At 47.8% G+C, this 25,592-nt stretch carries 20 protein-coding genes; 3 read left to right on the top strand and 17 right to left on the bottom strand.

From position 1 onward, the window contains the following. Positions 1-18: 18 nt before the first annotated feature. The 3 genes from Q0V21_RS02700 to Q0V21_RS02710 are packed head-to-tail and all read right to left on the bottom strand — an operon-like array spanning position 19 to position 1,900. Positions 19-585: a nitroreductase family protein gene (locus tag Q0V21_RS02700; RefSeq protein ID WP_285080203.1), complete on the bottom strand. Its 567-nt coding sequence runs from the start codon at positions 583-585 to the stop codon at positions 19-21. 52 nt (positions 586-637) lie between these two features. Beyond that, positions 638-1,441 (bottom strand): hypothetical protein, encoded by an 804-nt coding sequence (locus Q0V21_RS02705; RefSeq protein WP_301877467.1) that lies wholly within the window; start codon positions 1,439-1,441, stop codon positions 638-640. A 6-nt stretch (positions 1,442-1,447) separates the two neighbouring features. Next, positions 1,448-1,900, bottom strand: a complete 453-nt coding sequence (locus tag Q0V21_RS02710; protein WP_079349348.1) for a flavodoxin — start codon at positions 1,898-1,900, stop codon at positions 1,448-1,450. A gap of 371 nt (positions 1,901-2,271) precedes the next feature. On the opposite strand from Q0V21_RS02710, the gene Q0V21_RS02715 reads away from it, so the two are divergent. The 3 genes from Q0V21_RS02715 (at position 2,272) to Q0V21_RS02725 (ending at position 4,335) form a co-directional block, all read left to right on the top strand. After that, entirely contained in the window at positions 2,272-3,135 is an 864-nt protein-coding gene (locus Q0V21_RS02715; protein ID WP_024630567.1) for a class I SAM-dependent methyltransferase, read from the top strand. A gap of 2 nt (positions 3,136-3,137) precedes the next feature. Continuing rightward, positions 3,138-3,869: an RluA family pseudouridine synthase gene (locus Q0V21_RS02720; protein ID WP_301877469.1), complete on the top strand. Its 732-nt coding sequence runs from the start codon at positions 3,138-3,140 to the stop codon at positions 3,867-3,869. A gap of 121 nt (positions 3,870-3,990) precedes the next feature. Next, positions 3,991-4,335 carry an MGMT family protein gene (locus Q0V21_RS02725; RefSeq protein WP_301877470.1) on the top strand — a complete coding sequence of 115 codons (345 nt, stop codon included), beginning with the start codon at positions 3,991-3,993 and terminating at the stop codon, positions 4,333-4,335. A 113-nt stretch (positions 4,336-4,448) separates the two neighbouring features. Here Q0V21_RS02725 and Q0V21_RS02730 read toward each other — a convergent pair whose 3' ends face one another. From Q0V21_RS02730 to Q0V21_RS02795, 14 genes are all read right to left on the bottom strand, one after another. Then, complete coding sequence (locus Q0V21_RS02730; RefSeq protein WP_024630570.1) at positions 4,449-5,960, bottom strand: DHA2 family efflux MFS transporter permease subunit; 1,512 nt, start codon at positions 5,958-5,960, stop codon at positions 4,449-4,451. Beyond that, positions 5,957-6,403, bottom strand: coding sequence for a MarR family winged helix-turn-helix transcriptional regulator (locus Q0V21_RS02735; protein ID WP_301877473.1), 447 nt, complete (start codon positions 6,401-6,403; stop codon positions 5,957-5,959). Before Q0V21_RS02735 ends, Q0V21_RS02730 begins: the two co-directional genes overlap by 4 nt. A 237-nt stretch (positions 6,404-6,640) precedes the next feature. Continuing rightward, positions 6,641-7,078: a MarR family winged helix-turn-helix transcriptional regulator gene (locus tag Q0V21_RS02740; RefSeq protein ID WP_024630572.1), complete on the bottom strand. Its 438-nt coding sequence runs from the start codon at positions 7,076-7,078 to the stop codon at positions 6,641-6,643. A gap of 229 nt (positions 7,079-7,307) precedes the next feature. Further along, positions 7,308-9,770, bottom strand: coding sequence for a DNA gyrase subunit A (gene gyrA, locus Q0V21_RS02745; RefSeq protein WP_301877474.1), 2,463 nt, complete (start codon positions 9,768-9,770; stop codon positions 7,308-7,310). A gap of 12 nt (positions 9,771-9,782) precedes the next feature. Then, positions 9,783-11,762 (bottom strand): DNA topoisomerase IV subunit B, encoded by a 1,980-nt coding sequence (parE, locus tag Q0V21_RS02750; RefSeq protein ID WP_024630574.1) that lies wholly within the window; start codon positions 11,760-11,762, stop codon positions 9,783-9,785. Positions 11,763-11,838: 76 nt separating this feature from the next. Beyond that, on the bottom strand, positions 11,839-12,828 hold the full coding sequence (locus Q0V21_RS02755; RefSeq protein ID WP_024630575.1) for an ABC transporter permease: 990 nt from the start codon (positions 12,826-12,828) through the stop codon (positions 11,839-11,841). Further along, positions 12,821-13,786 (bottom strand): ABC transporter ATP-binding protein, encoded by a 966-nt coding sequence (locus Q0V21_RS02760; protein ID WP_301877475.1) that lies wholly within the window; start codon positions 13,784-13,786, stop codon positions 12,821-12,823. Before Q0V21_RS02760 ends, Q0V21_RS02755 begins: the two co-directional genes overlap by 8 nt. Further along, positions 13,787-14,653, bottom strand: a complete 867-nt coding sequence (locus Q0V21_RS02765) for a GDSL-type esterase/lipase family protein (RefSeq protein ID WP_301877476.1) — start codon at positions 14,651-14,653, stop codon at positions 13,787-13,789. A gap of 242 nt (positions 14,654-14,895) precedes the next feature. After that, entirely contained in the window at positions 14,896-15,687 is a 792-nt protein-coding gene (locus Q0V21_RS02770) for a CAP domain-containing protein (RefSeq protein ID WP_301877477.1), read from the bottom strand. A gap of 365 nt (positions 15,688-16,052) precedes the next feature. Then, positions 16,053-16,511, bottom strand: a complete 459-nt coding sequence (locus tag Q0V21_RS02775; protein WP_024630579.1) for a GNAT family N-acetyltransferase — start codon at positions 16,509-16,511, stop codon at positions 16,053-16,055. Continuing rightward, on the bottom strand, positions 16,501-17,688 hold the full coding sequence (purT, locus tag Q0V21_RS02780; RefSeq protein WP_094937014.1) for a formate-dependent phosphoribosylglycinamide formyltransferase: 1,188 nt from the start codon (positions 17,686-17,688) through the stop codon (positions 16,501-16,503). Before purT ends, Q0V21_RS02775 begins: the two co-directional genes overlap by 11 nt. A gap of 136 nt (positions 17,689-17,824) precedes the next feature. Next, entirely contained in the window at positions 17,825-19,675 is a 1,851-nt protein-coding gene (locus Q0V21_RS02785; RefSeq protein ID WP_301877478.1) for an ABC transporter ATP-binding protein, read from the bottom strand. Then, entirely contained in the window at positions 19,672-21,444 is a 1,773-nt protein-coding gene (locus Q0V21_RS02790; protein WP_079349356.1) for an ABC transporter ATP-binding protein, read from the bottom strand. Before Q0V21_RS02790 ends, Q0V21_RS02785 begins: the two co-directional genes overlap by 4 nt. 321 nt (positions 21,445-21,765) lie before the next feature. Then, entirely contained in the window at positions 21,766-25,437 is a 3,672-nt protein-coding gene (locus Q0V21_RS02795; RefSeq protein WP_301877480.1) for a dynamin family protein, read from the bottom strand. Positions 25,438-25,592 lie beyond the last annotated feature (155 nt).

A 25,592-nucleotide genomic window follows, 5' to 3' on the forward strand; every position in this document is an offset into this window, starting at 1 on the left:
GAGGGAGGATTCCCTCATTCAAACCAGATGGTCGTAGACCGTCATCAGTTCAGAGGCTGGTCTGCCTGCATCAGTATCCCGAAGTGCAGACTGGTCTCCGTAACCGATGTGGAATACTCCCAATACCTTTTCCTCACTCGTTAAACCCATCAAATTCATAAACACGGGATGCTGTTGATAGTCATTGATCTTCCAGACAGCATTCAAGCCTTGCTCCGCTGCCAGGATGCAAAAACGTTTGCTCCAGGCTTTTGCAGGCATTAAATGGTCCTCCCTCGCACTTGAAGGGGCGACGACAACCAGATGTGCCGGGATAGCTTCGGTATATTGATATGTAGCCCAGTCCCCGTAACGATCTGCCAAATGTGGTGGATAACTCTGTCTGACCGCCTCCAGATACAGTTGACGTCCTTCACTGGCGAACAACATAAACCGCCAAGGCTCTGAACTCATCACATATAAAGATGGATCTGCTTCATCCAGCAACTGTCTTATAACCGACTGTGGTACGGGCAACGGGCTGAATTCACAAGTTCCTGTACGTTTCTTGCCGCTTGCTGCATCTTGTCTCAAACCGGTAGACATGGCTCATCCCTCCTTGAACTGCACCCTATATCACAACATCCCTTGTCATTCTTCACATCAACCAGTTTTTTTTCGGTTCAGTCTCACTTCTCCAGCGATCAACCTCTTCATGCACTCTGACTTTGTCCCGAACCGTAAATTGGTCAGATTCCAACTTCTCTGCGATCGGAATGCTATCCCGAATCAATCGAATATAATCCATTGAACGGACAAGCGATTGACGTCCAGGGATGTATCGAATCTTGCGGCCTTCGAGTAAACAATAGATTTCGATCATGCCTGGCAGCTTGCCAAAGGCTTCCCAACAGAACGCGCTCACCATGTGCTGGAATGCCTCAACGACGTTTGGATCATGGACAACCATAAATTTTTGAATGAGCAGTGAATCCCAGCCCTCTGGCTGCCAAGCTGCCTGAAAGATCATGGACAGATGCATCGACAAGGAAGGAAGCTCTGTTCGCCATTGTTCAAACAAAATGGTTGGATGCTTCAGATCATCGTTCATGGCAATGGCGAGGGATAATTCATCCGTAATTTTGTTTTTTACATCCCAATAATGAAGTACCGATTCGAAACCGGTTGCCTTTCTGGGCCACCACTTTTCGAGCAAATACTGTACAGGCACCTCTTTGCGCACTTCCGGGTCCAAACTGTAAAAAGCATTAACTGCATGGCTGACAGCATATTGTACACGATGTCTCCATTGCAGCGGTGAGCGCTGCTCAGCCTCCGGTTCCGGGCGGATGAACCGATGCGGGCTGCGCAGCATCTCTTCCAATCTGTAATCTTCGAGCAGCCGTACCGAGGTGTCTGACATTCCCGGCTGCAAAGCTGCCTGAACATTATGTCTTAACATGAGTTATTAGGACACCTGTAATCCGGCAGCAGCGAACCGTTTACCGAAATCACGGCACGTATCCTTCTCCTGCTCCATCGGACTGTATTCAATCTTCAGCATCTCTGGAGATACCTCCGCCCCACGTTCCACCAGCTTCGCAGCCGCGAGATCAACGGCACCACAGTACTGCTCATAAGAAGTATCTCCGCTTCCGAACACCGCAGCTCGTTTGCCACTCAGATCAAGCTCATCCAGCTCTTCGTAAAAATCGAGGAATTCATCCGGCAGTTCACCGTCTCCCCACGTGTATACTCCAATGAGAAACCCATCATAATCAAGCACATCAGATGCATTGCAATCCGTGACGGACTTGAGATCCACTTCATGCCCACCTTGTTTAATTCCTTCTACGATCAGTTCCGCAATCTCTTCCGTATTTCCAGTCATACTTGCATAAGCCACTAACAATTTAGCCATCTATTTTTCCCTCACTTTTTATTGATCATGTTATACTGTCCCTGAAGAAGTAATATTTGAATGTATCAAAATCATATGTGATAATGATTATCATTGTCAAATTAAATTTTCACTATCATTCCATTTCAGTATATGGTGATGAACCCTATTCAACACCATGAAAAGCACCTTGACTTCGTTAGGCCAAGCGTTTTTGATCAACTATTATAAAAAATCATTTTATGAACAGATTTATTATATTCCAGTTATGAAAGTGCAGCATGAGGTGATCATCTTTCCACAATGGGTTTCCGCCCACCGTAACTGGCGTACAGGCCCTTTTTTGTTGTACAATAGTATCCAAATGACTTTTGAAGGATGGATAAATACTTATGTACGTAGCAAAGAACTGGAAGGACTATGAAGTAATCGATACAGGAGGCGGCGAAAAGCTGGAGCGTTGGGGTGATGTGATTTTGCGTAGACCTGATCCACAGATCATTTGGCCCCTTGAAAAAGAAACCAATGAATGGCGCCAGGTGCACGGCCATTATCACCGCAGTTCTTCAGGAGGCGGCAGCTGGGATATGAAAAAACCGATCCCGGAACGCTGGACCATCGGATACGAGAACCTGAAATTCCACATTAAACCAACCAGCTTCAAGCATACCGGTCTGTTCCCTGAGCAAGCGGCCAACTGGAGCTGGATGATGGATAAAATCGCCGGAGCAGGCCGTCCCATCTCTGTACTCAACCTGTTTGCATATACAGGCGGTGCTACAGTTGCAGCTGCTTATGCTGGAGCTTCAGTAGTACACGTAGATGCAGCCAAAGGCATGGTGCAGTGGGCGAAAGAAAATGTTCAATTATCCGGACTTGCGGATCGCCCAGTTCGTTTCATCACAGATGATGTATTCAAATTCGTACAGCGCGAACAACGCCGTGGCAATCGGTACGACGCGATTATTATGGACCCGCCTTCCTATGGCCGGGGCCCTAACGGGGAAACTTGGAAGCTGGAAGAAAACCTCTATCCTTTCCTGAAATCGTGTATGGAAATTTTGTCGGATAACCCATTATTCATGCTGGTCAACTCCTATACAACCGGTATCTCCTCCACCGTTCTGCGCAACATGCTGACAATGACGATGTCTGCCCAGTACGGCGGTCAAATTACCGCAGGCGAGATTGGTCTTCCAATTACCCGTAGTGGTCTGGATCTGCCTTGTGGCATCTTGGGCCGCTGGGAGTCCTGATCATGTCCGAACATTTGCAAGGAACCGGTAATATACCGATTCTGTTTGAGGACAATCACCTGTTAGGCATTACGAAGCCGGTCAATGTACCTACACAGGAAGATGCATCAGGTGATCCGGATTTGCTTACACTGCTGAAACAGGATTTGAAAGAACGGTATAACAAACCTGGCAACGTTTATCTCGGTCTGGTGCATCGTCTTGACCGCCCCGTTGGTGGTGCGATGATTTTTGCCAAAACATCGAAGGCAGCTTCCAGATTATCCGAGATGGTTCGCGGACGCCATTTCCGCAAAATATATGCGGCTGTTGTACATGGCAAACTGCCCGCACAGCAAGGGACGTTAAAACACACCCTGCTAAAAGATGCGCGTACGAATACCGTCACCGTTGTACGTCAGGGTACAGCCGGCGGTAAAGACGCCGTTTTGGATTACCGGGTCATTGGCGAAACCGATCGTTATAGTCTGGTTCATATCGAATTGCACACTGGCAGATCCCATCAGATTCGGGTTCAAATGAAAGAAATCGGCTGCCCGCTATTCGGAGATCAGAAGTACGGTGCAAGTGTGAATAAGCCCGGACAACAAATCGCTCTCTGGTCTGCCATTGCAGCTTTTCCTCACCCCGTAACGAAGGAAGAAATTGTCCTACAGTCCCTGCCTCCCCGTGAATTCCCATGGGCAGAGTGGCCGGCTGCTGTGTATGATAAAGCATTTAAAGCAGAACATTAATTGTTAAAATTAATAATAATCGTCCACAGGATCAGGTCAACTTCTAACCGTAAACCGTGTCATCCAGATCGTATCTGAGTGACACGGTTTTTTTACTCAAATGAAAGGAAGACCCATTATAATGACACCGTTTACGAAACAGGTCGTCGCCATCATCGCAGCAATTCCTGAAGGAAAAGTCATGACCTATGGGCAGATTGCCGCTCATGCAGGCAGCCCAAGAGCTGCCAGACAGGTTGTACGCATTCTGCACTCCATGAGCCGGAAAGAGCGTCTTCCCTGGCACCGCGTCGTCAACGCCAAAGGTCTTATCTCCATTCCAGACGAGCATTCGAGGCTGATGCAGGAGACGGAGCTCGTTAGTGAGGGCGTTGAATTTCAGTTGGATGGGAGCATTGATCTCAGACTCTTCGGGCATGATCCTGGTCCTGCCTTCCTGCTTGATCCACCGACTGATGAAAAATAAAGTCAAAACAAGGCATAACCAAAAGAGAGTTCAGGCAGTATGATCTGCCTGAACTCTCTTTTGGTATATATAAAGCCTTTATGGAATGAATAATAACAGTCTTCTAAGTAGATTTAAGCTGTAGCATTCACTTTTTGCTGCTCCGTTGTGACTGGTTCAGTAGCCGGTTTGGTTTTACGGATAAAGAACGCCAGCAGCAGAGCTACGACAGTCATCGCAGTCGCTACGACAAACGCATAGTTTACACCGTAGATTGTTGCATCTGCGGTAGCACGCATCATTGCAGCCTTATCATCTGCAGCAATTTGGCCTGTAGCCAAGGTATCTGCCAGATGAGATTTCAGCTTGCTGCTCATAATTGTAACGAGAATTGCTGTACCAATGGCACCCGCAACTGTACGCAGTGTGTTGGACATCGCTGTACCATGCGCGTTCAGGCGCTGCGGCAGCTGATTCAGGCCCGCCGTTTGAATTGGCATCATCAACATCGACATACCGAACATACGAGCTGTGTAGATAAACATCATGTAACCATACGTTGTATCGATCGACAAACGGCTAAGTCCCCAAGTGGTGATGGCCGTAATCGCAAGACCGGCAACGGACAACCACCGTGCTCCGACTTTATCGAAGATGCGGCCTGTGATTGGAGACATAATCCCCATCAGGATCGCGCCCGGCATCATCAGCAAACCAGATTCAATCGGTGAGAATCCACGAATATTTTGCAGGAAAATCGGAAGCAGAATCATACCTGCAAACATCGCCATCGTTACGAGCATATTAATGATCGTTGTTAATGTGTACATGTTGTATTTGAAAATACGGAACTCCAAAAGCGGATGATCGGTCGTCATCTGTCTAATAACAAACAGGATCAGAGATACAGCCCCGACAATCAGACAAGCAATAACGATGGCACTGCCCCATCCGTCTGTACCTGCATCACTGAAGCCGTACAATAAGCTACCGAAACCGAGTGTAGAAAGGATAACGCCTGGATAATCCAGTTTAGGTTTGGACTGACGTGTTACGTTTTTGACAAAAGCAATACCGATTCCCGTCGCAATGATAGAGAATGGCAAAATGATATAGAACAACAGTCTCCAAGAATAATGCTCAACCACATAACCCGACAGTGTCGGTCCAATGGCTGGAGCCAGAATCATCGCGATCCCCATCGTACCCATGGCCTGACCACGCTTCTCAATTGGGAAGATCGTCAAGAATACAACGGTCATCAGAGGCATCAGGATACCTGCACCCGCCGCTTGAATAACACGACCTACCATCAGGATACCAAAGGTCGGACTTAAACCACAGACCAAGGTTCCTAATGTAAATAGCGTCATGGCTGTAATAAAAATTTGACGTGTCGAGAATTTGGCGATCAGATACGCCGTAACCGGAATCAACACACCATTGACGAGCATATAGCCTGTTGTCAGCCATTGGGCTTTGTTCGCACCGATGCCGAGGTCTTCCATGATCTTAGGAAGAGCTACGTTCATCAACGTTTGATTCAGGAAGGCGACGAATGCACCGATTAACAATGCGGCCACAATCGGGCCTTTCTTAATGTTGTCCATCGCGGAGGATGGCGCTGCTGCTGCAGTAGTACTCATTGGTTGTTCAACTCTCTTCCTTCTAACTTTTCAATCATTTGATTATGAATTCTTAGCAGGTGCTCAAGGTCTTCCTTCGGGATATCCAGAATGGGCGACACTCGCTCCATCCACAAACGGTGTGTCTCCTGCTGGGCCTGCTCCCCTTTGTCCGTAATCTGTAGCTTTACGGATCGGCGGTCCGAGTCCGAACGTGTTCGAACTATGTACTCACCCTTAACCAGACGTTCCACCACAGCGCTCATGGAGCTGCTGCCCATATGACAGAGATCAGCCACTTCATTGATACCGATCGAAGGACGCTCCTTCAATATGGATAACACCATAAATTGAATCGAAGTGAGCTCGATTTCCTTGTTTTCATTCCAGAATGCCCGGAAGAGCATTTGATTGACCTGCCGAAATGAATTAATAATGTAGAATACTTCGTATGTGTCAGACATTAATTCACCCTTTTTACTTATGGAATATAATATTTCGTACACGAAATATCAGGGGAACAATTACTTATTATAACAAAAAAAATTACATAGTCAACTCTTTACATATAAAATTCTATAAATTATTCTTAGTCATTCAAAGTAGGCAAAACTCTTAATATACACATCAATAAAAAATAACCATAGCGCTCCTGCATTTTCAGCAAGAGCTCCATGGTTACTATTATTGGTCCATCGTCATTATGATGTGGACAAGGCATGCTCTTTTGTTTTTGGTGTTGTCATTTTGCCTAATAGATAAACCAGCAACTGCTGGTTATGCATTGAAATATTGCTGAGAACCGAATTCATAAATTCATTACGGATCGTGATCCCCCGTTCGGTCTCCATGCGTCCCTTATCGGATAGGGATACCCATACGATTCTTCGATCCTGATTATCGCGTTCCCTGCGAATCAGACCGTTTTTCTCCATACGATCCAACAACATTGTTACTGCTGCGGGTGTTGTAGCCAGAAAAGGAATGAGATCGGATGGTTTCATCTTCTCGTGATCCTCAAGAACCTCCAGTACGGCCAGCTGCGCCTCTGTTAAAGACGGTGCCAGCTCATGATCCATATGCAGCTTGTAGTCCTTGGTCAGCCTCGACCAGCACTTGGCAAAATCGGAATTATACATCTTGCATCGCTCCTCTCTGCAACCGGTTATCACTTCACCTGCTTAAGTTTTCGCCCTTCAAAGCCGCATTCCTGCTGCCTTTTTTCAATTTCCCAGCGATCGACTGTAATCGACGAAGGTTGTTAAACTTCGCATGGAGGTCCTCTTTTAATCTGCGTCCGAACAACAAAATAAGACTCTTCGCATGACAGGTTTCCCTGCTCTGCAAAGAGTCTTATTTGAATCCTTATTAGGAGGAAGAAGCTGCCTGATTCTCTGCTAGATCCAGGATAAGCTCCACAATTTCATCCTGTTTGTCCACATGCACAAGCAATTTACCGATATGCTTCCGTTCAGTAATAAGTACAGATTCCGAAGAAATGTGATGAGATTGACCTTCTTTGGTCATCACCGTTACATTCCGTTGCTCCCTGCAATAGAACGCTCCGGCAATTCGGCTACCGTTCGGTTTCACCCGTTTGCCTTCCTTGAACTCAAAGGTTGCCAGTCCCTTGCCGCCACGGCTTTGCAGAGCATAATCCAGCAGCAATGAGCGTTTGCCGTAACCCAAGTCAGACAGTATAGCAACCTCGCCTTCATCACCTTCCACCCACAGAACAGATACGACTTCATCCGTTTCTTTTAACTGAATACCACGTACGCCCCCAGACACACGCCCCATCGGATTCACTTCATCCTCACGGAAACGGATGGCCATGGCTTCTTTGGTGATCAGCATGATGTCCTTGCCACCTGTGCTTAGATGAACGGATAGTACCTCATCATCCTTGCCGACTTTGCATGCGGCAACAGCGCCGGAACGCTTGGTGACGTATTCCTTCAGCTCGGTACGCTTCACCTGTCCTTTGCGAGTGACAAAGACCAGACTGTGATCCGGTTCTTCGAAGGATTTAACAGCAAGCACACTTGAGATCCGATCATCCTTCGCCAGAGGAATGACGTTGACGATTGCCGTCCCCGGGTCTTTCCACTTGAATTCCGGCACCTGATGCACAGGTAACAGGAAATACTGGCCTTTCTTGGTAAACACCAGCAGATTCTCAAGAGTGTTGACTTCAAGGACCTGGGCGATATAATCGCCTTCTTTCACACCACTTGCGTTACGCTCCCCGCCAGATCGTGTGAATGACTGCATGCCTGTACGCTTGATGTATCCTTCTTTGGACAATGTGACAAATACATCTTCCGCGTTCACCAGCACTTCCAGATTAACCTTGAGTTCTTCCACTTCGCCCTGAATGGATGAGCGACGGTCAATTCCGTACTTCTCACGAATCTCCATCAGCTCTTTGCGGATGACTCCGATCAGTTTGCGGTCACTATCCAGAATGGAGCGTAACTGCGCGATCTTTTTCATCAGTTCGCCGAGTTCCTTTTCCAGAGAAGTTATCTCGAGATTGGTCAATCGGTATAATTGCAAAGTCAGAATGGAATCCGCCTGACGTTCCGAGAAACCAAACATCCACATGAGGTTATTTTGAGCATCCTGACGGTTCTTCGACGCTTTGATAGCCGCAATGACCTCGTCCAGGATGTTAAGAGCTTTTACCAGACCTTCCAGCACATGTGCACGGTCTTCCGCCTTCTCCAGCTCAAAGCGGGTACGGAACGTCACTACTTCACGCTGGTGAGCAATATAAGCCTCGAGAATGGATTTCAGCCCCAATTGCTGAGGCGCTTTATTCACAATCGCAACCATGTTGAAGTTGTACGTGACTTGAAGATCGGTTTTCTTCAGCAAATAAGCCAAAATCCCTTGTGCATCTGCTTCTTTTTTCAGCTCAACTACGATTCGCAGGCCTTCACGCCCACTCTCATCCCGCACTTCCGCAATCCCTTCAACCTTTTTCTCCAGTCGGATGTTTTCCATCGCTGTAACCAGACGGGATTTTACGACCTGATAAGGAATCTCGGTAATCACGATTTGCTGTTTGCCACCACGCATATTCTCGATATCAGTTTTGGACCGGAGATAGATCCGTCCTTTACCTGTGCGATAAGCATCCAGAATTCCATCGCCGCCCATGATTAATCCGCCAGTCGGAAAATCTGGACCTTTCATAAACATCATGATCTCGTCCAGTTCAATCGATGGCTTCTCCATCACGGCAATACAAGCATCAATAGTTTCACGTAAATTATGTGGAGGGATCTCCGTTGCAAAACCAGACGATATCCCACTTACACCATTGACCAGCAGGTTCGGATAACGGGACGGTAATACAACCGGTTCTTTGGCCGTATTATCAAAATTATCCTTAAACAGAACAGTCCGTTTCTCGATATCGCGAAGCATCTCCATCGCGATGGGAGACAAACGGGCCTCCGTATACCGCATAGCCGCTGCCGGATCATCATCCTGTGACCCCCAGTTTCCATGACCGTCTACGAGCATATGCCCCATTTTCCACGGCTGTGCCATCCGTACCATACCATCATAGATGGAGGAATCCCCGTGAGGATGGTAGTTACCCATAACATCCCCAACCGTTTTTGCGGATTTCCGATATGGTTTCTCCGGTGTATTACCTGAATCGTACATAGCGTAAAGAATACGCCGCTGCACCGGCTTTAATCCATCCCTTACATCGGGAATGGCCCGGTCCTGAATAATGTATTTGGAGTAGCGACCGAAACGGTCACCCACGACCTCTTCGAGAAAGGCAGGCATAAATTGTTCTGATAGACTCATTCCAAGCACCTTCTATTCTTCGTACTCTGTAAAGTCGACGTTCTCTACAATCCAGCGTTTGCGTGGATCAACCTTATCACCCATGAGTGTAGATACACGACGTTCTGCTTTGGCTGCATCGACAATCTCTACCTTGAGCAATGCACGTGTTTCCGGGTTCATCGTAGTCTCCCACAGTTGATCCGGGTTCATCTCACCAAGTCCTTTGTAACGTTGAAGCTCCACATTGTTTCCGAATTCTTTCATGTAATTCGCCAGCTCTTCATCGGTCCAGGCGTAACGCACACTGGCCATTTTGCCGGATTTGCGTGTCAGCTTGTACAGTGGCGGCTGAGCGATATATATTTTCCCTGCATCAATTAGCGGTTTCATATAACGATAGAAGAAAGTCAGCAACAGTACCTGAATATGTGCGCCATCCGTGTCGGCATCCGTCATAATTATGATTTTGGAATAATTGCTGTCTTCAACTGCGAATTCCGTTCCAATACCTGCACCGATCGCTGATGTAATGGCACGGTATTCTTCATTTTTGAGGATATCGGCCAATTTCGCTTTTTCCGGATTGAGCGGTTTACCCTTAAGCGGGAGTATCGCCTGAATCTTGGAGTCACGTCCTTGTTTCGCTGAACCACCTGCGGAATCCCCTTCGACGATAAACAGTTCATTCCGGGTAAAATCCTTGGATTGTGCCGGAGTCAGTTTACCGTTCAGGTTGGAACTTTCGCTGCGTTTTTTGCCGGTTCGCATCTCATCCCGGGCTTTTCGTGCAGCTTCTCTGGCTCTGGAGGCCTGAACTGCTTTGCGAATCAACGTTTGCGCAACCTGCGGATTTTCTTCCAAAAACCGCTGGATATTTTCAGACACGACGGAATCCACTGCGCTTCGCGCGGAAGCGCTACCGAGTTGATCCTTCGTTTGTCCTACGAATTCAACCTCCGACATTTTGACACTAATGACCGCCATCATGCCTTCACGCAAATCATTACCTTCGAGGTTTTTATCTTTTTCCTTAATCATGCTGGTACGCCGTGCATAGTCATTCATCACACGTGTATAAGCTGCTCTGAATCCGGTCTCATGTGTACCGCCGCCCCTGGTGGGAATCGAGTTCACGAATGACGCCAGCGTTTCCGTATATCCCGCGTTATACTGGATCGCCACTTCGACCTCAATGTCATCCTTCTCCGCATAGAAGTGAATGACATCATGCAGCACATCTTTATTTTCGTTAAGAAAAGCAACAAACTGGCTTGCTCCGCCTTCGTACATGTACTCATCCTGATTGCCTGAACGTTCGTCCTTGAGCACAATTCTCAGACCTGAATTCAGAAAAGCAATCTCCTGAAGACGTTCTGCCAGTGTATCATAATTCAATTGAATGCCGTTCTGAAACACCCGAATATCCGGTTTAAACGTAACTTTGGTTCCCGTCCGATTGGTATTGCCCAATACTTCGAGACCAGACACCGGTTCTCCGACATGCTCAACGCCTTTTTTGTCCTGCCAATACTCGAATCGTTGACGATGAATCTTGCCATCACGGAAAATCTCGACTTCAAGCCATTCGGACAATGCGTTCGTAACTGACGCACCTACACCGTGCAAACCGCCTGATTTTTTGTATCCTGATCCACCGAACTTTCCGCCTGCGTGCAAAATCGTAAACACGACCTGGGGAGTAGGAATCCCTGTTTTATGTATACCTGTCGGAATTCCCCTTCCGTTATCCTGAACCGTAATAGAACCGTCCTTATGCAGCGTGATATCGATTTTGGAGCAGAATTTGGCGAGATGTTCGTCGACAGCGTTGTCCACGATTTCCCATACCAAATGATGTAGACCCGAAGCACTGGTGCTGCCGATGTACATTCCCGGCCGTTTCCGTACCGCTACCAGTCCTTCAAGTACTTGAATGTCGTCCGCGTCGTAGCCTGAAGACCCTTGTCCTCCGCCTGTCGAACCTGCCGACATATCGATTTGCTCGACCATTCATGCTCCCCCTTCTTAACTTGCAACTAAAAAAATGCCTAAAATGCAAACAGATGTTTTCTTATCCTTGTCCATTTTAATTCAAGATATCCCGTTTCGTAAAGACAATGAATGACACAAAGAGTGAAGCAATGCCCCAAACACTAAGCACAATAAGGGAAAAACCCAAATTCATCCCTTCAATTGGTGGCAAACCGCCCGACAAATAATTCGGAAGTTCGAGGTTAACCATGAATAAATATTTGGCTGACTGCCAGGAAGCGGCCATACTGGTGAGAATCGTTCCTGCGATGAGTGCTGCCATCATAATGACAATACTTGCAGCTGTACTTCGCACTAATACAGAGACCATGAAGGCAAGCATCGCCACAATTATACTGACGAACCAGATCAGTCCGGCCTGCATCAGCATATATAGCCACTGGTCCACAGCATGGACTGCTGACATATCGACATCTGTACCCACAACCTTGAATCCGGTAAAGATCGGCATGCCGAAGCCTTTGTATCCGAACACTGCTCCCGAGATGACATAACAGATAATATATGCCGACACCACAATAATCGACACGAACATGATCAGCGTTATGAGTTTGCTCAGCAACACTTTCCAACGTTTGACCGGACGGGTCAGAAGCATTTTGATTGTACCTGTGGTTCGCTCACCGGAAACCAGATCCGAAGCAATCGCCATTATGAGCAGCGGGATAAACAGTCCGACAGCGTTATTCATGAATTCCCGTGTAAACGTTACACCACCAGGCTCCTTCGGATTGATGTCATTCTCCAGATAGTATTGCATTTGCTGGATGTACACCGTCCTGTACTTTTTGTATTCTTCAGGTACCCGGTCACTTCCAAGCGAGTTCTGATTATCCGTAATGGCCTGCTGCAGCTCAAGCCGCCAGTCGCCGCCAAACTTGTCACGATTATTTTCCGCAGATTTCATCTGGGCATACGTAAACATCGGGACCAACACCGCGAGAACGATAAAAATAATATAAAGACGTTTTTTCTTCACCATCTTGATCGTTTCGTTTCGGATCAGCGGCATGATATTACTCAATGGATTCACCTTCTGTCATTTTTAAAAATAGCTGTTCCAGTGTTGGCTGAATCCGCTGTACGCCTTCAACCTGAATTCCGGCTTGTACCATCTGCTGTACCAAGGCCGGAATTCGATCCTCATGCATTTCCGCAACGACAGCGTTCGAACCAAGTCCTGCAACAATGGTATCATCCATGACGTCTGCAGGACGATCCACCAGCGAAATGCCTGACTCCAGCAACATTTTTTTGCCTAACTCCAACGGAGTAACATGCCATATTGCCAATTTGGAGTGATCTTCAATCAGTTCATTAACGCCACCAACCGTGAGTACCCGCCCTGCACTAATAATCGCCACTCTGTCACAGAGAAGCTGAATTTCGCTGAGCAAATGACTACTGACGAATACAGCCATGCCTTCACTTGCAAGCTGTTTGATAAAGATACGAAGTTCCTTAATTCCTTTCGGATCAAGTCCGTTCGTCGGTTCATCCAGAATCAGCAGCCGCGGGCGCCCAAGCAATGCCTGTGCAATGCCAAGCCGTTGACGCATCCCCAGAGAGTAGGTCCTTACTTTATCATGAATCCGCTGATCGAGGCGTACAATATCCACTACTTCCTGAATACGGTCATTATCCACCCCGGGCTGCATACGGGCAAAATGCTCAAGATTCTCCCATCCAGTCAAATAGGTGTACACTTCCGGGTTTTCAACAATGGAACCGACGTATTTCAAGGCTCGTTCAGGATCACGATTGACATCATAACCACAGACTTGAATTTTGCCTTCCGTTGGTTTAATCAGATCGACTAACATTCGAATGGTTGTTGTTTTCCCGGCCCCATTGGGACCCAGAAAACCGAAAATCTCGCCTGGTTTAACGTCAAACGTAACATCCTTAATGATCCACTTGCGTCCAATTTTTTTCTTCAGATGCTGCACGGACAATACGGGATCAGTCTGTTCTTGTGACATTTATTTTCCGCTCCCTTCTGCTGGAGTCTCTGCCTGATATTCCTGTGCAATCCGAACCGCAATTTGCTCGTAACCTTCTCCATTGGGATGAAAATGATCTGATGACAGATACTGTCCCAGATGATTTTCAAACAGATCAAATGTAGGTACGAGTGTCATCTTGTCCTCGTTGTTCAGAACCTGCATTGCAGCATCGTTCCATGCAGCTACAACTGCATTTCCCGGCTCTTTGAGTTCTTTCACATCACTAAACGGATTGTATAGCCCTATGTAGGCAATCTGTGCATCAGGGTTAATTTCTTTCACTTTCTTCAGAATCTCCTGCAAACGCTTTGACGTCTCCGGTAATGCCGCTACAAGTGTTTCTGCCGTTGGCACGTCTTCTCCCTGTAGAACTTGTCCTCCCTGGAATAGATCATTGGCTCCAATCGACAACAGAATAAAGTTGGATTGTTGTAAGACATAACGTACGCCCTGTTCATCCAGCTTGTTCAACAATGCGTCTGTTCTCAAACCATTCACACCCAAATTGTTCAACACCTGTACATCGTATCCTTGATCCTTGAGCAAATTTCCTGCCCTTCTTACAAAACCAAGCCCCTCATCATCCCCCGTACCTCGTGCCAGGGAATCGCCGATCACAGCCATTCGAATTTTACTGTCATTCACCGCAGGCGTTGATTCCCCGCTTTCCTTGGCAGGAATTGTCGTCTGCTGTCCTGTACCTAACTGCGCATCTCCCTTAGGAAAAATGACATCTTTAATCGCGTAGCCAAATCCGAACAACAGCAGCAATGTAGTCAGTATGGACACTGAACTGATTGTTCTCCAGATCCATGGCGCCGAATCAAGATTTCTTTTTTTCATTCATCACATCTCCGCTCATGTACACCTGGCCGGGTACTTAAAATTTATAATGATTTTACATTAAGATGACGCGTTTTCTAAATAACATAAATGTTCTGTCGTAAATTTGCAAATTTTGCCGCTATATAAGCAGATTTCGTTATCAAATAAGCTTTTACAAAAAAAAGCTATGTCACGCACAGCTTCAAGCTGCGGTGACATAACCTTTTGAATTAAAGCAGATTATTCTTCAATATAATCCATTAGTTGCCGGTAAATTCTTGAGCCCAATATCCGTTATAGTATCCAACACCGATTTTCGTAAAGTTTTTGCTCAGGATATTCGCACGGTGACCTTCACTATTCATCCAGGCTGTTACAACCTCTTGAGGTGTTTTTTGCCCTTTTGCAATATTCTCACCAGCATAGCTGTACGTTACTCCGAATTGTTTCATCATGTCAAACGGAGAACCATAGGTCGGTGATTGGTGATCAAAATAATTGTTGTTGCTCATATCTTTAGCTTTGGCTAAAGCCACTTTGTCCAAAAGAGCATCGGAAGCCAATGCGCTTAAGCCTGCTTTGGAACGTTCAGCGTTCACAAGTTTTACGACCTGAGCTGCAAAATCCGATTGTGTGCTCTCACTGCCACTGTTGCCTGTATTACCTGTAGTTGTCCCAGTACCAGTTCCACTATTTGAAGGATCTTTGGTTGGTGTAGTTGCCGGTTTCTCTTCTTGCGTTGGTTTTGCTGGCGTTACCGGTTTGGCAGGTGTTGTCGGTTGAGCAGGTTTGGTTGTTTGATCAGGCTGTGTTGCAGGCTTCTCTACTGTTGTTTGCCCTTCGCCATTGGATACAGTGTAACCATTATCTTTGAGCCATTGTTCAATGTACGCTTTTAAGCTTTCCGCACTCGTAATTTTATACGTTGTCGTTTTAGTAGTAGTTTTATATGATGCATCTGCAGCAGAAGCGGAAGCAGGGAGCATAACCCCTACGGCAAGTACGGCTGTCAGACTGCTGGTTACGACGGTTTTCATCCATTTCTTCTTCAAATTCATTCATCTCCTTAGGAATTAGTTATGACAACTTTGTAATTAATACTCTTGGAGTATATCAATTCATAAGTAGATTGTGAACCCATAAATTATGGAAAAGTAACTTTTTTGTAATTTCTGCAATCTGTTTCAAGTGAGGGTGGACGGTTTAAAGTACATTGCGCCATATTCTGCAATCTGCTCTTAAAACGCTGGCACATCAGCAAAAATTCCAACCATGAGTCTTAAAATACGGCATAAAAAAATGGCATCCGGACAAAAAAAGCTCGCCGAATGCCACTTATCTTCTATTTATCATTCATCACAATTTATCATTCACCACACCAAAAACGTGAAGATCGGGATATAATAAAACTCTTTTTCTATAGAAGGACTTTACTGAAACGATAGCCTCTCTTCTGGAAACCAATATGCTCGTAGAAAGAATAGGTTGTTGAAGTCACTTCACGATTCGCTCCGGTGACAAACAATTGTTTCCCACCTTGCTGTCTGCCCCAATCCTCGGCACGAGCCATCAGACGACGGCCAATTCCGCCCCCACGATATTCCTGCCCTACAATCAAGGACGTAATTTGGGCGGCAGGTTCCGGATAGGCATGACTTTGCACACATTGCAAGCCAATCACGCCAATAATTTGTTCATCCACTTCGGCAACAAGCATACACGCGTTTGGATTGCTTTCCAAACATTCAATGCGCTCTTTCATGACATTGGCTGTTGTGGGATAGCTGACCTCTCGCATCAGTCCCGTTACCGCTTCAGCATCTCGCAGCTCACACTCTCGGATCATCAGTACAGGGGCCTCAACATTATTGGACATGATTTACCTCCACTTTCAGCATATTAGCGGCTTGTACCGCTGTTTTACGAGCTTCTTCCACATCTTGGCCGGCACTTAATGCTACGGCCATTCGGCGTCCCACTTTGGTTTCAGGTTTGCCAAATACACGAACCTGAGTACGAGGAAGCGCCAGTGCTTCTTCAATCCCGCCTACAGTAAAGTCAGATGTTTCATCATTAGCCTTCAGCGTTGCTGAAGCTCCCGGTGTCAGTAAATGTACACCTGTAACCGGAAAACCAAGAATTGCACGCACATGCAGCGCAAACTCGGAACTATCTTGCGTTACCATAGTAACCATGCCTGTATCATGTGGACGAGGCGATACCTCGCTGAACACGACTCCATCTGATGTCAGGAATAATTCAACCCCAAACAGTCCATAACCACCGAGTTCATCTGTAACAGACTTGGCAATATGACAAGCTTGCTCCCATTGCTCCGGTGTCATCGCATGAGGCTGCCACGATTCGACATAATCCCCATCTTTCTGAATGTGACCGATCGGAGGACAAAATACAGTCCCTGAGACAGATCTAACAGTGAGCAGCGTAATTTCGCTGTCAAACTTCACAAAGCTTTCCACAATGACACGTACGGATTTGCCTCTTGCTCCCGAAAGAGCAATGTTCCAGCATTCCTCTACGTCATCCGATGTGCGGCATACACTCTGCCCTTTACCGGAAGAACTCATTAGTGGTTTGATGACGCATGGTGTACCCAATTCACGAACAGCTTCCTGAAGTTGTTCCAGGTTGTCCGCAAAAAGATAGGCCGCTGTCGGAAGGTTCAATTGTTCGGCTGCCAGACGGCGGATGCCTTCGCGATCCATCGTTAAACGGGCAGCACGGGCCGTAGGAACGACACAAAATCCTTCTTCCTCAAGCTCGAGTAAAGCTTCTGTTGCAATGGCTTCAATCTCAGGTACGATGTAATGAGGTTGTTCCTTTCGGATCAATTGTTTCAGAGCTTCGGCATTTAACATGTCGATGCAGTAAGACCGATGTGCAACCTGCATGGCAGGTGCGTTTTCGTAACGATCAACAGCGATCGTCTCTACTCCCAGTCGTTGGGCCTCAATAACGACCTCTTTTCCCAATTCTCCGCTGCCCAGTAGCAGCATTTTTTTGGCTTGAGCCGAAAATGGAGCACCCCACATGTTCTTTCCAATCCTCCCAAAGAGAAATCTTCTATATCTATCTCTCTATTTTCGGGGTTTTGGTTAAAGAATGCAAGAGTGCTCCCTATTTTTCTTGTGAATTTTACAAGATTTTTTGTGTTTTTTCGATCAAATTTTACAAAAATCTGTATTGAGCTTCTATTAATCCATTATAAACTCCTTGTTTCTGGATAAGTTGCTCATGGTTTCCTTCTTCCTTGATTTCACCATGATCCAGCACGATAATGTTATCCGCATTTCGAATCGTGGACAGACGGTGGGCTACCATAAAGGAAGTTCTTCCTTTCAGCAGCACCTTCAAAGCCTCCTGAATTTTGAGCTCCGTCTCGGTATCGATACTGGCAGTCGCTTCATCCAAAATCAAGATTCGAGGGTCAGCCAGCAAGGCACGGGCAAAGGATAACAATTGCCGTTGTCCCATAGATAATACATTCCCCCGCTCTTCGACTTCCGTATCGTATCCAGCCGGCAGCTTCATAATAAATTCATGGGCATTAACAGCCTTCGCAGCTTCTTCCACTTCTTCATTGGTCGCATCCAGCCGTCCAAAACGAATATTATCGCGAATGGTGCCAGAGAAGATAAACGTATCCTGCAACACAATACTGATCTGACTGCGCAGACTTTCAACCGTTACATCCCTTACATCCTGACCATCAATGGTAAGGCGTCCGCCAGAGATGTCATAGAATCGGCTGATGAGATTGATAATGGTACTTTTACCGGAACCCGTATGACCTACAAGTGCAATCGATTGTCCGGCACCTGCAGCGAAACTGATTCCCTTCAGCGCCTGTCTGCCCTTCTCATATTCAAACACGACATTGTCGAATACAATATCCCCTTTAATAGAAGCAAGCGGTTTGGCTCCAGGTTTATCTGCAATACTCGGCTCCTCATCCATAAATTCGAAGATCCGTTCGGAGGAAGCCATGGCAACGAGCAACTGATTGTACATCTGTCCCAGACGGTTAATCGGGTCCCAGAAGTTGCCGACATAGTTGGCAAAAGCTACGAGCAATCCGATCGTCAGCTGCCCCTCTTGAATCAGATAAGCACCAAACCAGAACAGGATTAACGTGCCGAAGCCGCCTGTAATTTCAATCAGAGGACCAAAGCCCTGGTTCATGGCCGATGCTCTATCCCATGATTTTTTGCTCGACAGATTCATGTTGTCAAAATACTTCATGTTTTCTTTTTCCTGCGTATAGGCCTGGGTCACACGAATCCCCTGAATGGATTCATTCAAATGGGAATTGATGCGTGAGTTCTTCATACGTACATCCTGCCAGGCACGGCGGATCAGCACACGCAGTTTTGTCGAAATGATAAACATGAGCGGAACGGTAATGATGACCGCCAGACCCAGTTTCCAGTTGATCAGCAGTAAAATGACGATAATCCCCAACAGCTGCACACAGTCAATCATGACGTTGACCGCACCGTTGGTGAACAGATCCTGCAGGGAGTTGATATCATTGGTGACACGCACCAGCACCGAACCCGCAGGTCTTTTGTCAAAGAAGTTAAAGGAGAGCTTCTGGATATGTTTGAACAAATCGGAACGAAGATCATAAATGACCCGTTGCCCGATAATGTTCGTAAATTTGATTCGGTACGTATTGGCTGCCCACTGGATCAGGTATAACACAAGCACTGAACCAGCAATAATATAGAGCATTGTCAAGCTTGGCAGCCCCGTTGCAGGTGCAATTGCTCTGTCTATCGCCAAACTGATCAAAAATGGAACGGATAATTTCGTAATGGTACCCAATATCATCATTAGAATAATAAGTGGCAAGAGTTGTCTTGCATAAGGTTTCATGTACGAGAACAAACGTCCGAACTCACGCCAGTTAAACGGTTTTTCAATTATTTCGTCGTCCTGATATACAAAACGTTCATTCATTTTCTTGTCAGAGGTCTCTTGGACCTCACGCCTATCGGCTACCGTTTCGGCACTCATGAATTCACCTGCTCCCCAGCCTCCCGCTTACCGCGGGCAATATAATCTGCGTATTGAATCTCATAGACGTCCCGGTAAGGTCCCGGCTCTTCAATGAGACGTTTGTGTGTGCCACGTTGAACGACCCGTCCTTCATCCAGTACCAGAATCTCATCTGCGTGACGCAGGGAAGAGATCCGATGCGCAATGATAAACGTCGTTCTTCCACGCATGACTTCCTGGAATCCGGATTGAATCTCATGCTCGGTCTCCATGTCGACTGCACTGGTTGCATCGTCCAGGACGAGAATTTTCGGATTCTTGAGCAAGGCCCTTGCAATAGCAATCCGCTGTTTCTGTCCTCCCGACAAGCCCATTCCACGCTCCCCTACAACCGTATCGTATCCTTCAGGGAATTCCATGATAAACTCATGGGCTTTGGCCAGTTTAGCAGCACGGATAATTTCGTCCATGGATACATTTTTGAGACCGTATGAAATGTTGTTGCGAATGCTGGAAGAGAACAGGAACGTTTCCTGGAACACAGAAGCAATCTGACTCCGCAGGCTTCGAATTCCAATGTCCTTAATATTTTTGCCGTCCAGCTTGATCGTGCCCGAGTTCACGTTGTATGCACGCATCAGGAGTTGAATAATAGTTGATTTACCCGAGCCTGTTCCTCCGAGGAAGCCGATGACCGAGCCTGGTGGCGCATCAAAGTTAATATCGGTTACTGCCGGCATTTTATTGCCGTAAGCAAAGGTAACGGATTCAAAGGTTACATGCCCATTGACTTGATCAGCCTCTACAATGACTGGATCTTCTGTCTCTTGTACATCTACCGGCGTATTCAACAGTTCCAACACCCGTTCACCCGATGCTTTGGATTGCGTATAGTTGTTGATGTGGAAACCAAGGTTCCACATTGGACCGATTATGTACCAGATCAAACTGAAAAAGGCAACGAGTTCACCGAGTGTTAACGTTTTCTGAATAACCATGTTCCCACCAATGAGGAGCAGAAGAACTACGCTGACAGAAGCGAGAATCTCCATGATCGGAAAATATTGACTCCATAATGTTGCTGCATGAATCTGGTTCGTTTTGTAACGCTCGTTGCGGACGGAAAACTTCTCCACTTCGTGAGGCTCACGTGCAAATGACTTTACAGTACGCACACCTGTAATATTCTCCTGTACCGCTGTCGTCAGTGAACTGAGTGCCAGCCGCATTTCTTGGAACGCAGGGTGAATTCGGGATTCGAATCTCAGCGCAACGAAGGCAAGCAGAGGAATACATATGAGCGTTAGCAAGGTAAGCTTCCAACTCATGGTCATCATCATGATTGCGCCGAATACGACCATCAGAACCATGTTGAGAATTTGAGCGAAGCCAAATCCGATAAAGTTCCGGATCGCTTCGAGATCTCCCGTGAGGCGGGACATCAAGTCTCCCGTTTTGGCCGTATCATAATACCGGAAGGATAAAAATTGAAGCTTTTCGTAACACGCGTTACGAAGTCGGTACGCCAGGAAATTCCCGAGGCGACCTCCAAAAAGACCGTGTAAAAATTGCATTCCCGCTTTCAAAATAACGACACCTAATACCGTTAAAGCAAGTTTGGGAACGTCTTCAAAATTGCGCGGAGTGATGACGTCATCAATCAGTATCCTTAGCAGGTTCGGATACACCAGACCAAGCGCGGTCGCTATGGCGAGGCATAAGATCGATAAAAATAAATACGTGCGCTTCTCCCAGAAAAAGATCTGCAATTGCCTGAGAACATCCATGTCTCTCCTCCTCTTATGTCGTTCAAAAACAGTATGAACATTTATGAAGTTTATCACCGTCCCCCATTCGCGGCAAAGCGAATAAGCGACCATATTCAGGCTACTTTCACCTTAATGCGTCATTAAGGGAGGTAGATACCCTCCTATCAATCAAATGTTTGAATATTCTCTTCCTTTCAGGTTGTTCGTACCAAAAAAGGCTCCCTGTATGCCTTTAGAGGCAGGGGCCTTTTTTGGTACAGCGACAACATTTCAAAATATCGCTGTATAACTCATTTTGTTTTACAACCGTTTCCATACAGACATGGATCTGACTCCCTTTTATTCACGTTCAATCTGCCCCAGTTGTATAGACAGGCTCTCCCATTCTCCGGCAGGAATTCCACTGGTCAGTGTCTCATGAAGGGCACCTACGGCTTCCTCAAGTCTCTCTTCCAATTGACGGGACTGATGCTGCAAAGACTGCTCAAGCTGGGTGTCATAGAATTGAACCAGCTTATTCTCTGCAGCAGGCAGAACATCGATCACCATCTGTTTAATAACAGGATCAAGCGCCTCTTGCAGCCGCTGGCGTCCCTCCCCTTCGAAGAACTGTTTCGGATTACGGAAATAACTCAGATACGCTTTCCAACCCGAAGGTTCTTCCAAACGCACCTCTTCCAGCACAGGTGTGCTCCAGCGTTCGTTCAGAGGCAATGACAGATCCATTCCCCCGGATAATCGTTTCAAATCATCTATGCATTCGTTCACTTGTTTGTGCAGCCAAGTCTGACCAGCCTGTTCGAGTCTAAGCGTGGTCGCGAGCAGTTCCTGTTCCAGTTCGATGGTAATCATGCGCAGCAGTTCGCGTCCGCAGGCAGCGAATGCTGCTTTTAGATTCCCGCGATCCTCTCGAAGAACTGACGGATGGAATGCCTCTGCCATGAACAGACCAAAACGATAGCCCAGGCGCTGCCGCACATGGAAGAGCAGTTCAGCCGTTTCCTGAGCCAATTCCGCCTTCATGGACCGTTCTGCGAGCAAGTGTACCCTCTGAAGTGACTGTTCTTGGATTGAGCCCAGTTCATCACGACGTCGCTGTAGAACCTCTTCCCCCTGAGCTGCATCCTCGGCACGTGTCTTCAGACGTTTGATCACCCGTGCGATCTCTTCAGAAGCCCCACCGACCGCAAGATCCGCAAGCTCTCTTCCTGCGAAGCGGTTAAATTCTTCCTCGAACTGAATAAAGCCGGATTGCTCCAGTAATGTCGCATCGTTGGCCGTCTTGCCTTCCATCGCCAGCATGCTGGATACCGGAAAGAGACGTGGTGCCCGAATGCCATTACTGCGCAGTTGTGTGCTCACATGGTCAAGTACCTGCTCCAACTCCTCTTCAGAGGAAGACAAATCACTCGCATTAACTACAAAGAACATCTGATCCATCGCCGAACTGTCTTTCACTCGTCCCAATTGATTCAGGAACTGGCGGTCTCCCTGAGAGAAGGCATGGTTGTAGTACGTTACGAAAATGAGTGCATCCGCATTCTTCATATAATTGAATGTCACGCCCGTATGACGGGCATTCACGGAGTCAGCCCCCGGCGTATCCACAAGTACAATGCCTTGTTCTGTTACATCACAACTGTAGTACAGGTCAATGCTGTCGACAAAGCAGGACTTCTTCTCATTGGCGACAAAGTTTCGATATCCTTTCAGATCTACCAGCACATCCTGGCCAAGTTGATCTGCAGTATCCTCCCAGCCTGCTGCGGCTGCCTGCAAAAAGCTGTAATGCGGGCGCCCCGCCGGATGCACATCCTGTGGTGAAAGGGCTTTGACCCGTTTTTGCCAGTCTGCCCCAGGCTCGCCCAGTCCGAGCAAACGGAAGGAATACGCGAGATCTTCCTGGAAGACGTCCGGGGTCTTCATCCGGACCCGGGCTGTTCCATGCTCCGCGCCACCCGACGGAGCCATGATCCGGTTAATTGCCGCTGTCGTTGGATGCGGCGAGACCGGTAATACGGCTTCGCCCAGCAACGCGTTGGCGAAGGAGGACTTGCCGGCGCTGAACGCTCCGAACAGCGCCAGCGTAAACGTGCCGCCCGCAAGCGAAGCCGCGCGTGCACGCAGATCCCGTACCGCCGACCCCATGGCGGGGTACGGCTCTACCAGCGCAGCGGCGGCTTCCAGCCGTGCCGCCGCTGCGTCCAGGCGCCGGCGGCGCTGTGCGCCAGCCGCCGGCTGCCCATGCACCGCCGCTTTGCGCGGCGGCGGTGCTCCTGGAGTCTGTGGCTGCGCAGCCACAGACTCTGCCGTGCCCGTGTGCGGGCCGGGAGCTTCGCCCGGCTCGTGCGCGGGCACGGGCGGGCCCTGCACCTCCGGCAATAGCCCGGAGGTGAGGGGGCCCGCAGCTGGCAGCAGGCTGCGCAGCCCTGCTGCCTCGGCGTCGGCGGCGCGCTGCAGCGCCGTATAGCGCGCCGCCAACGCCGATTGCGCCAGCAGCGCTGCGCGGCTGGCGTCCAGCGCCTGGAGCGCGGCTTCGCCCTGCGCGCCCAGCGCTTCAAGCAAGCGGTCGGCCAGCATCATGGCCGCCCTGCGGTAACGGGTCTCAATCTCGCCCCGTATATCTTTGCTGAATTGAAGCACATACTCGGGAGATACCTCTGCACTGGCGCTTCGTTTCATCTCCAGAAGTGCTTCATCTACCGCAGGCAGCTCCGCGTTCAGCGCCTGCTCCCACTCAGCGCCCCACAGCTGATGGGCTTCACCCAGCTGTCTGAGCATGGTACGGATATGTACCTCCACTTGTCCCGAGGTCTGATCCTGCAAAAGTCTCACAAGCTCAGCGGCACGACGCTGTTTCTCCTGCTCGGTCTTGCCACCAGAGAACAATAAGCCTACCCGGAAGCCGGGTTTACGGCTCTCCAAATAAGCCGCGGCAGAGGTGCGAATATCGGCCGGGGTCAGGTTCGCATTCGCCAGAAGAGGTTCCAACTCCGCCCGAAACTTCTCCCGTTCACGCGATCGTTTGGAACGAAGCTCTGCTTCCTTTTGATCCAGAAGAGCCAGCTCCCGTTCTAAGTGTGCAATGCCTTCCTTACCCCCAACTGCCTCCAAGAGCGCAGTCTCTTCCTCTTCGCGTTCTTCCGCCTGTCTTGTCAGATGCTGCTCCGTCACATGGCTCGCCGAGCTTGCAAGACTGTGTCTGATTAACCCTTCCTTCTCCTTCATCATATGTCCAATCAGTTGAGGAAGCTGCTCCCACTGGTTGTAACGATGCTCTCTGTCCCGAAGTGAAGTAAACAACAGACCATCATACCGGACTTCCCAGGCTGCAAAAATAGCTTCTACACCTTCAACATATTGATCAAACGAAAGCTCCCGTTCCCGATGTTTGTCAATCTGATTTACGATAAGAAACAACGGCTTTCCCCAATCCGATAGACTTTTGGCAAAAGAAAGGTTGCTTTCCGATTGTACATGGTTATAATCCATCACATAGAACACCACATCGGCAAGATGAAGTGCTGAATGTGTTGCTAGGCTGTGTCCCTGATCGGTCGAATCCACGCCTGGCGTATCCAGTAATACCGCATCATCTTTCAGTAGGGGAATATCATCCCATACTTCAATGGAGGTGTATGCCCCACCATTCTTGCAATACTCTTCCAATTGTTCTGGAGAAACCTCAAGAACTCCCCCTGTATTGTCAGCGCTTACGTTTGATGACGTATAAATAAGTGCTCTCGGCTCACCGTTACGGATGGATACAACATTCGCACTTGTAGGTACAGGGCTCGAAGGCAAAACCCGTTTGCCGCATAAACTATTAATTAGACTCGATTTGCCTGCCGAGAAGTGTCCACAAAACGCAATTGTTAACTGTTTCATTTCCGCCTTACTGATCAAATCCGTTAAAGCCTGTACAGCTGTATGGTCCCCTGTCTGCTCCATTGCTTCTCGCAGTGGAAGCAGAGGTTTGGCCATCTCTACTGGGTAATCTGTTCTGGACATGACTGGCCTTCCCCCTGGCTCCTCTAATTTGACATCTGGTCCGATGTCTTTATCTTATAATCCATTTATTTTACCATTATCAAGTTTGAAATTGAACGGTGTCAATCGCAAGATCGCTGACAAAAGAACAGTTTCTCGGCCATTCTCCACATAAA

The organism is Paenibacillus sp. 11B (assembly GCF_030487755.1).
In the GTDB taxonomy this organism is placed as follows: domain Bacteria; phylum Bacillota; class Bacilli; order Paenibacillales; family Paenibacillaceae; genus Paenibacillus; species Paenibacillus vandeheii.

Excerpts from the sequence above, each read along its gene's own strand:
- Q0V21_RS02700 (WP_285080203.1), bottom strand. The coding sequence starts at position 585 with ATGTCTACCGGTTTGAGACAAGATGCAGCAAGCGGCAAGAAACGTACA.
- Q0V21_RS02705 (WP_301877467.1), bottom strand. The coding sequence starts at position 1,441 with ATGTTAAGACATAATGTTCAGGCAGCTTTGCAGCCGGGAATGTCAGAC.
- Q0V21_RS02710 (WP_079349348.1), bottom strand. The coding sequence starts at position 1,900 with ATGGCTAAATTGTTAGTGGCTTATGCAAGTATGACTGGAAATACGGAA.
- Q0V21_RS02715 (WP_024630567.1), top strand. The coding sequence starts at position 2,272 with ATGTACGTAGCAAAGAACTGGAAGGACTATGAAGTAATCGATACAGGA.
- Q0V21_RS02720 (WP_301877469.1), top strand. The coding sequence starts at position 3,138 with ATGTCCGAACATTTGCAAGGAACCGGTAATATACCGATTCTGTTTGAG.
- Q0V21_RS02725 (WP_301877470.1), top strand. The coding sequence starts at position 3,991 with ATGACACCGTTTACGAAACAGGTCGTCGCCATCATCGCAGCAATTCCT.
- Q0V21_RS02730 (WP_024630570.1), bottom strand. The coding sequence starts at position 5,960 with ATGAGTACTACTGCAGCAGCAGCGCCATCCTCCGCGATGGACAACATT.
- Q0V21_RS02735 (WP_301877473.1), bottom strand. The coding sequence starts at position 6,403 with ATGTCTGACACATACGAAGTATTCTACATTATTAATTCATTTCGGCAG.
- Q0V21_RS02740 (WP_024630572.1), bottom strand. The coding sequence starts at position 7,078 with ATGTATAATTCCGATTTTGCCAAGTGCTGGTCGAGGCTGACCAAGGAC.
- gyrA (WP_301877474.1), bottom strand. The coding sequence starts at position 9,770 with ATGAGTCTATCAGAACAATTTATGCCTGCCTTTCTCGAAGAGGTCGTG.
- parE (WP_024630574.1), bottom strand. The coding sequence starts at position 11,762 with ATGGTCGAGCAAATCGATATGTCGGCAGGTTCGACAGGCGGAGGACAA.
- Q0V21_RS02760 (WP_301877475.1), bottom strand. The coding sequence starts at position 13,786 with ATGTCACAAGAACAGACTGATCCCGTATTGTCCGTGCAGCATCTGAAG.
- Q0V21_RS02765 (WP_301877476.1), bottom strand. The coding sequence starts at position 14,653 with ATGAAAAAAAGAAATCTTGATTCGGCGCCATGGATCTGGAGAACAATC.
- Q0V21_RS02775 (WP_024630579.1), bottom strand. The coding sequence starts at position 16,511 with ATGTCCAATAATGTTGAGGCCCCTGTACTGATGATCCGAGAGTGTGAG.
- purT (WP_094937014.1), bottom strand. The coding sequence starts at position 17,688 with ATGTGGGGTGCTCCATTTTCGGCTCAAGCCAAAAAAATGCTGCTACTG.
- Q0V21_RS02785 (WP_301877478.1), bottom strand. The coding sequence starts at position 19,675 with ATGAGTGCCGAAACGGTAGCCGATAGGCGTGAGGTCCAAGAGACCTCT.
- Q0V21_RS02790 (WP_079349356.1), bottom strand. The coding sequence starts at position 21,444 with ATGGATGTTCTCAGGCAATTGCAGATCTTTTTCTGGGAGAAGCGCACG.
- Q0V21_RS02795 (WP_301877480.1), bottom strand. The coding sequence starts at position 25,437 with ATGTCCAGAACAGATTACCCAGTAGAGATGGCCAAACCTCTGCTTCCA.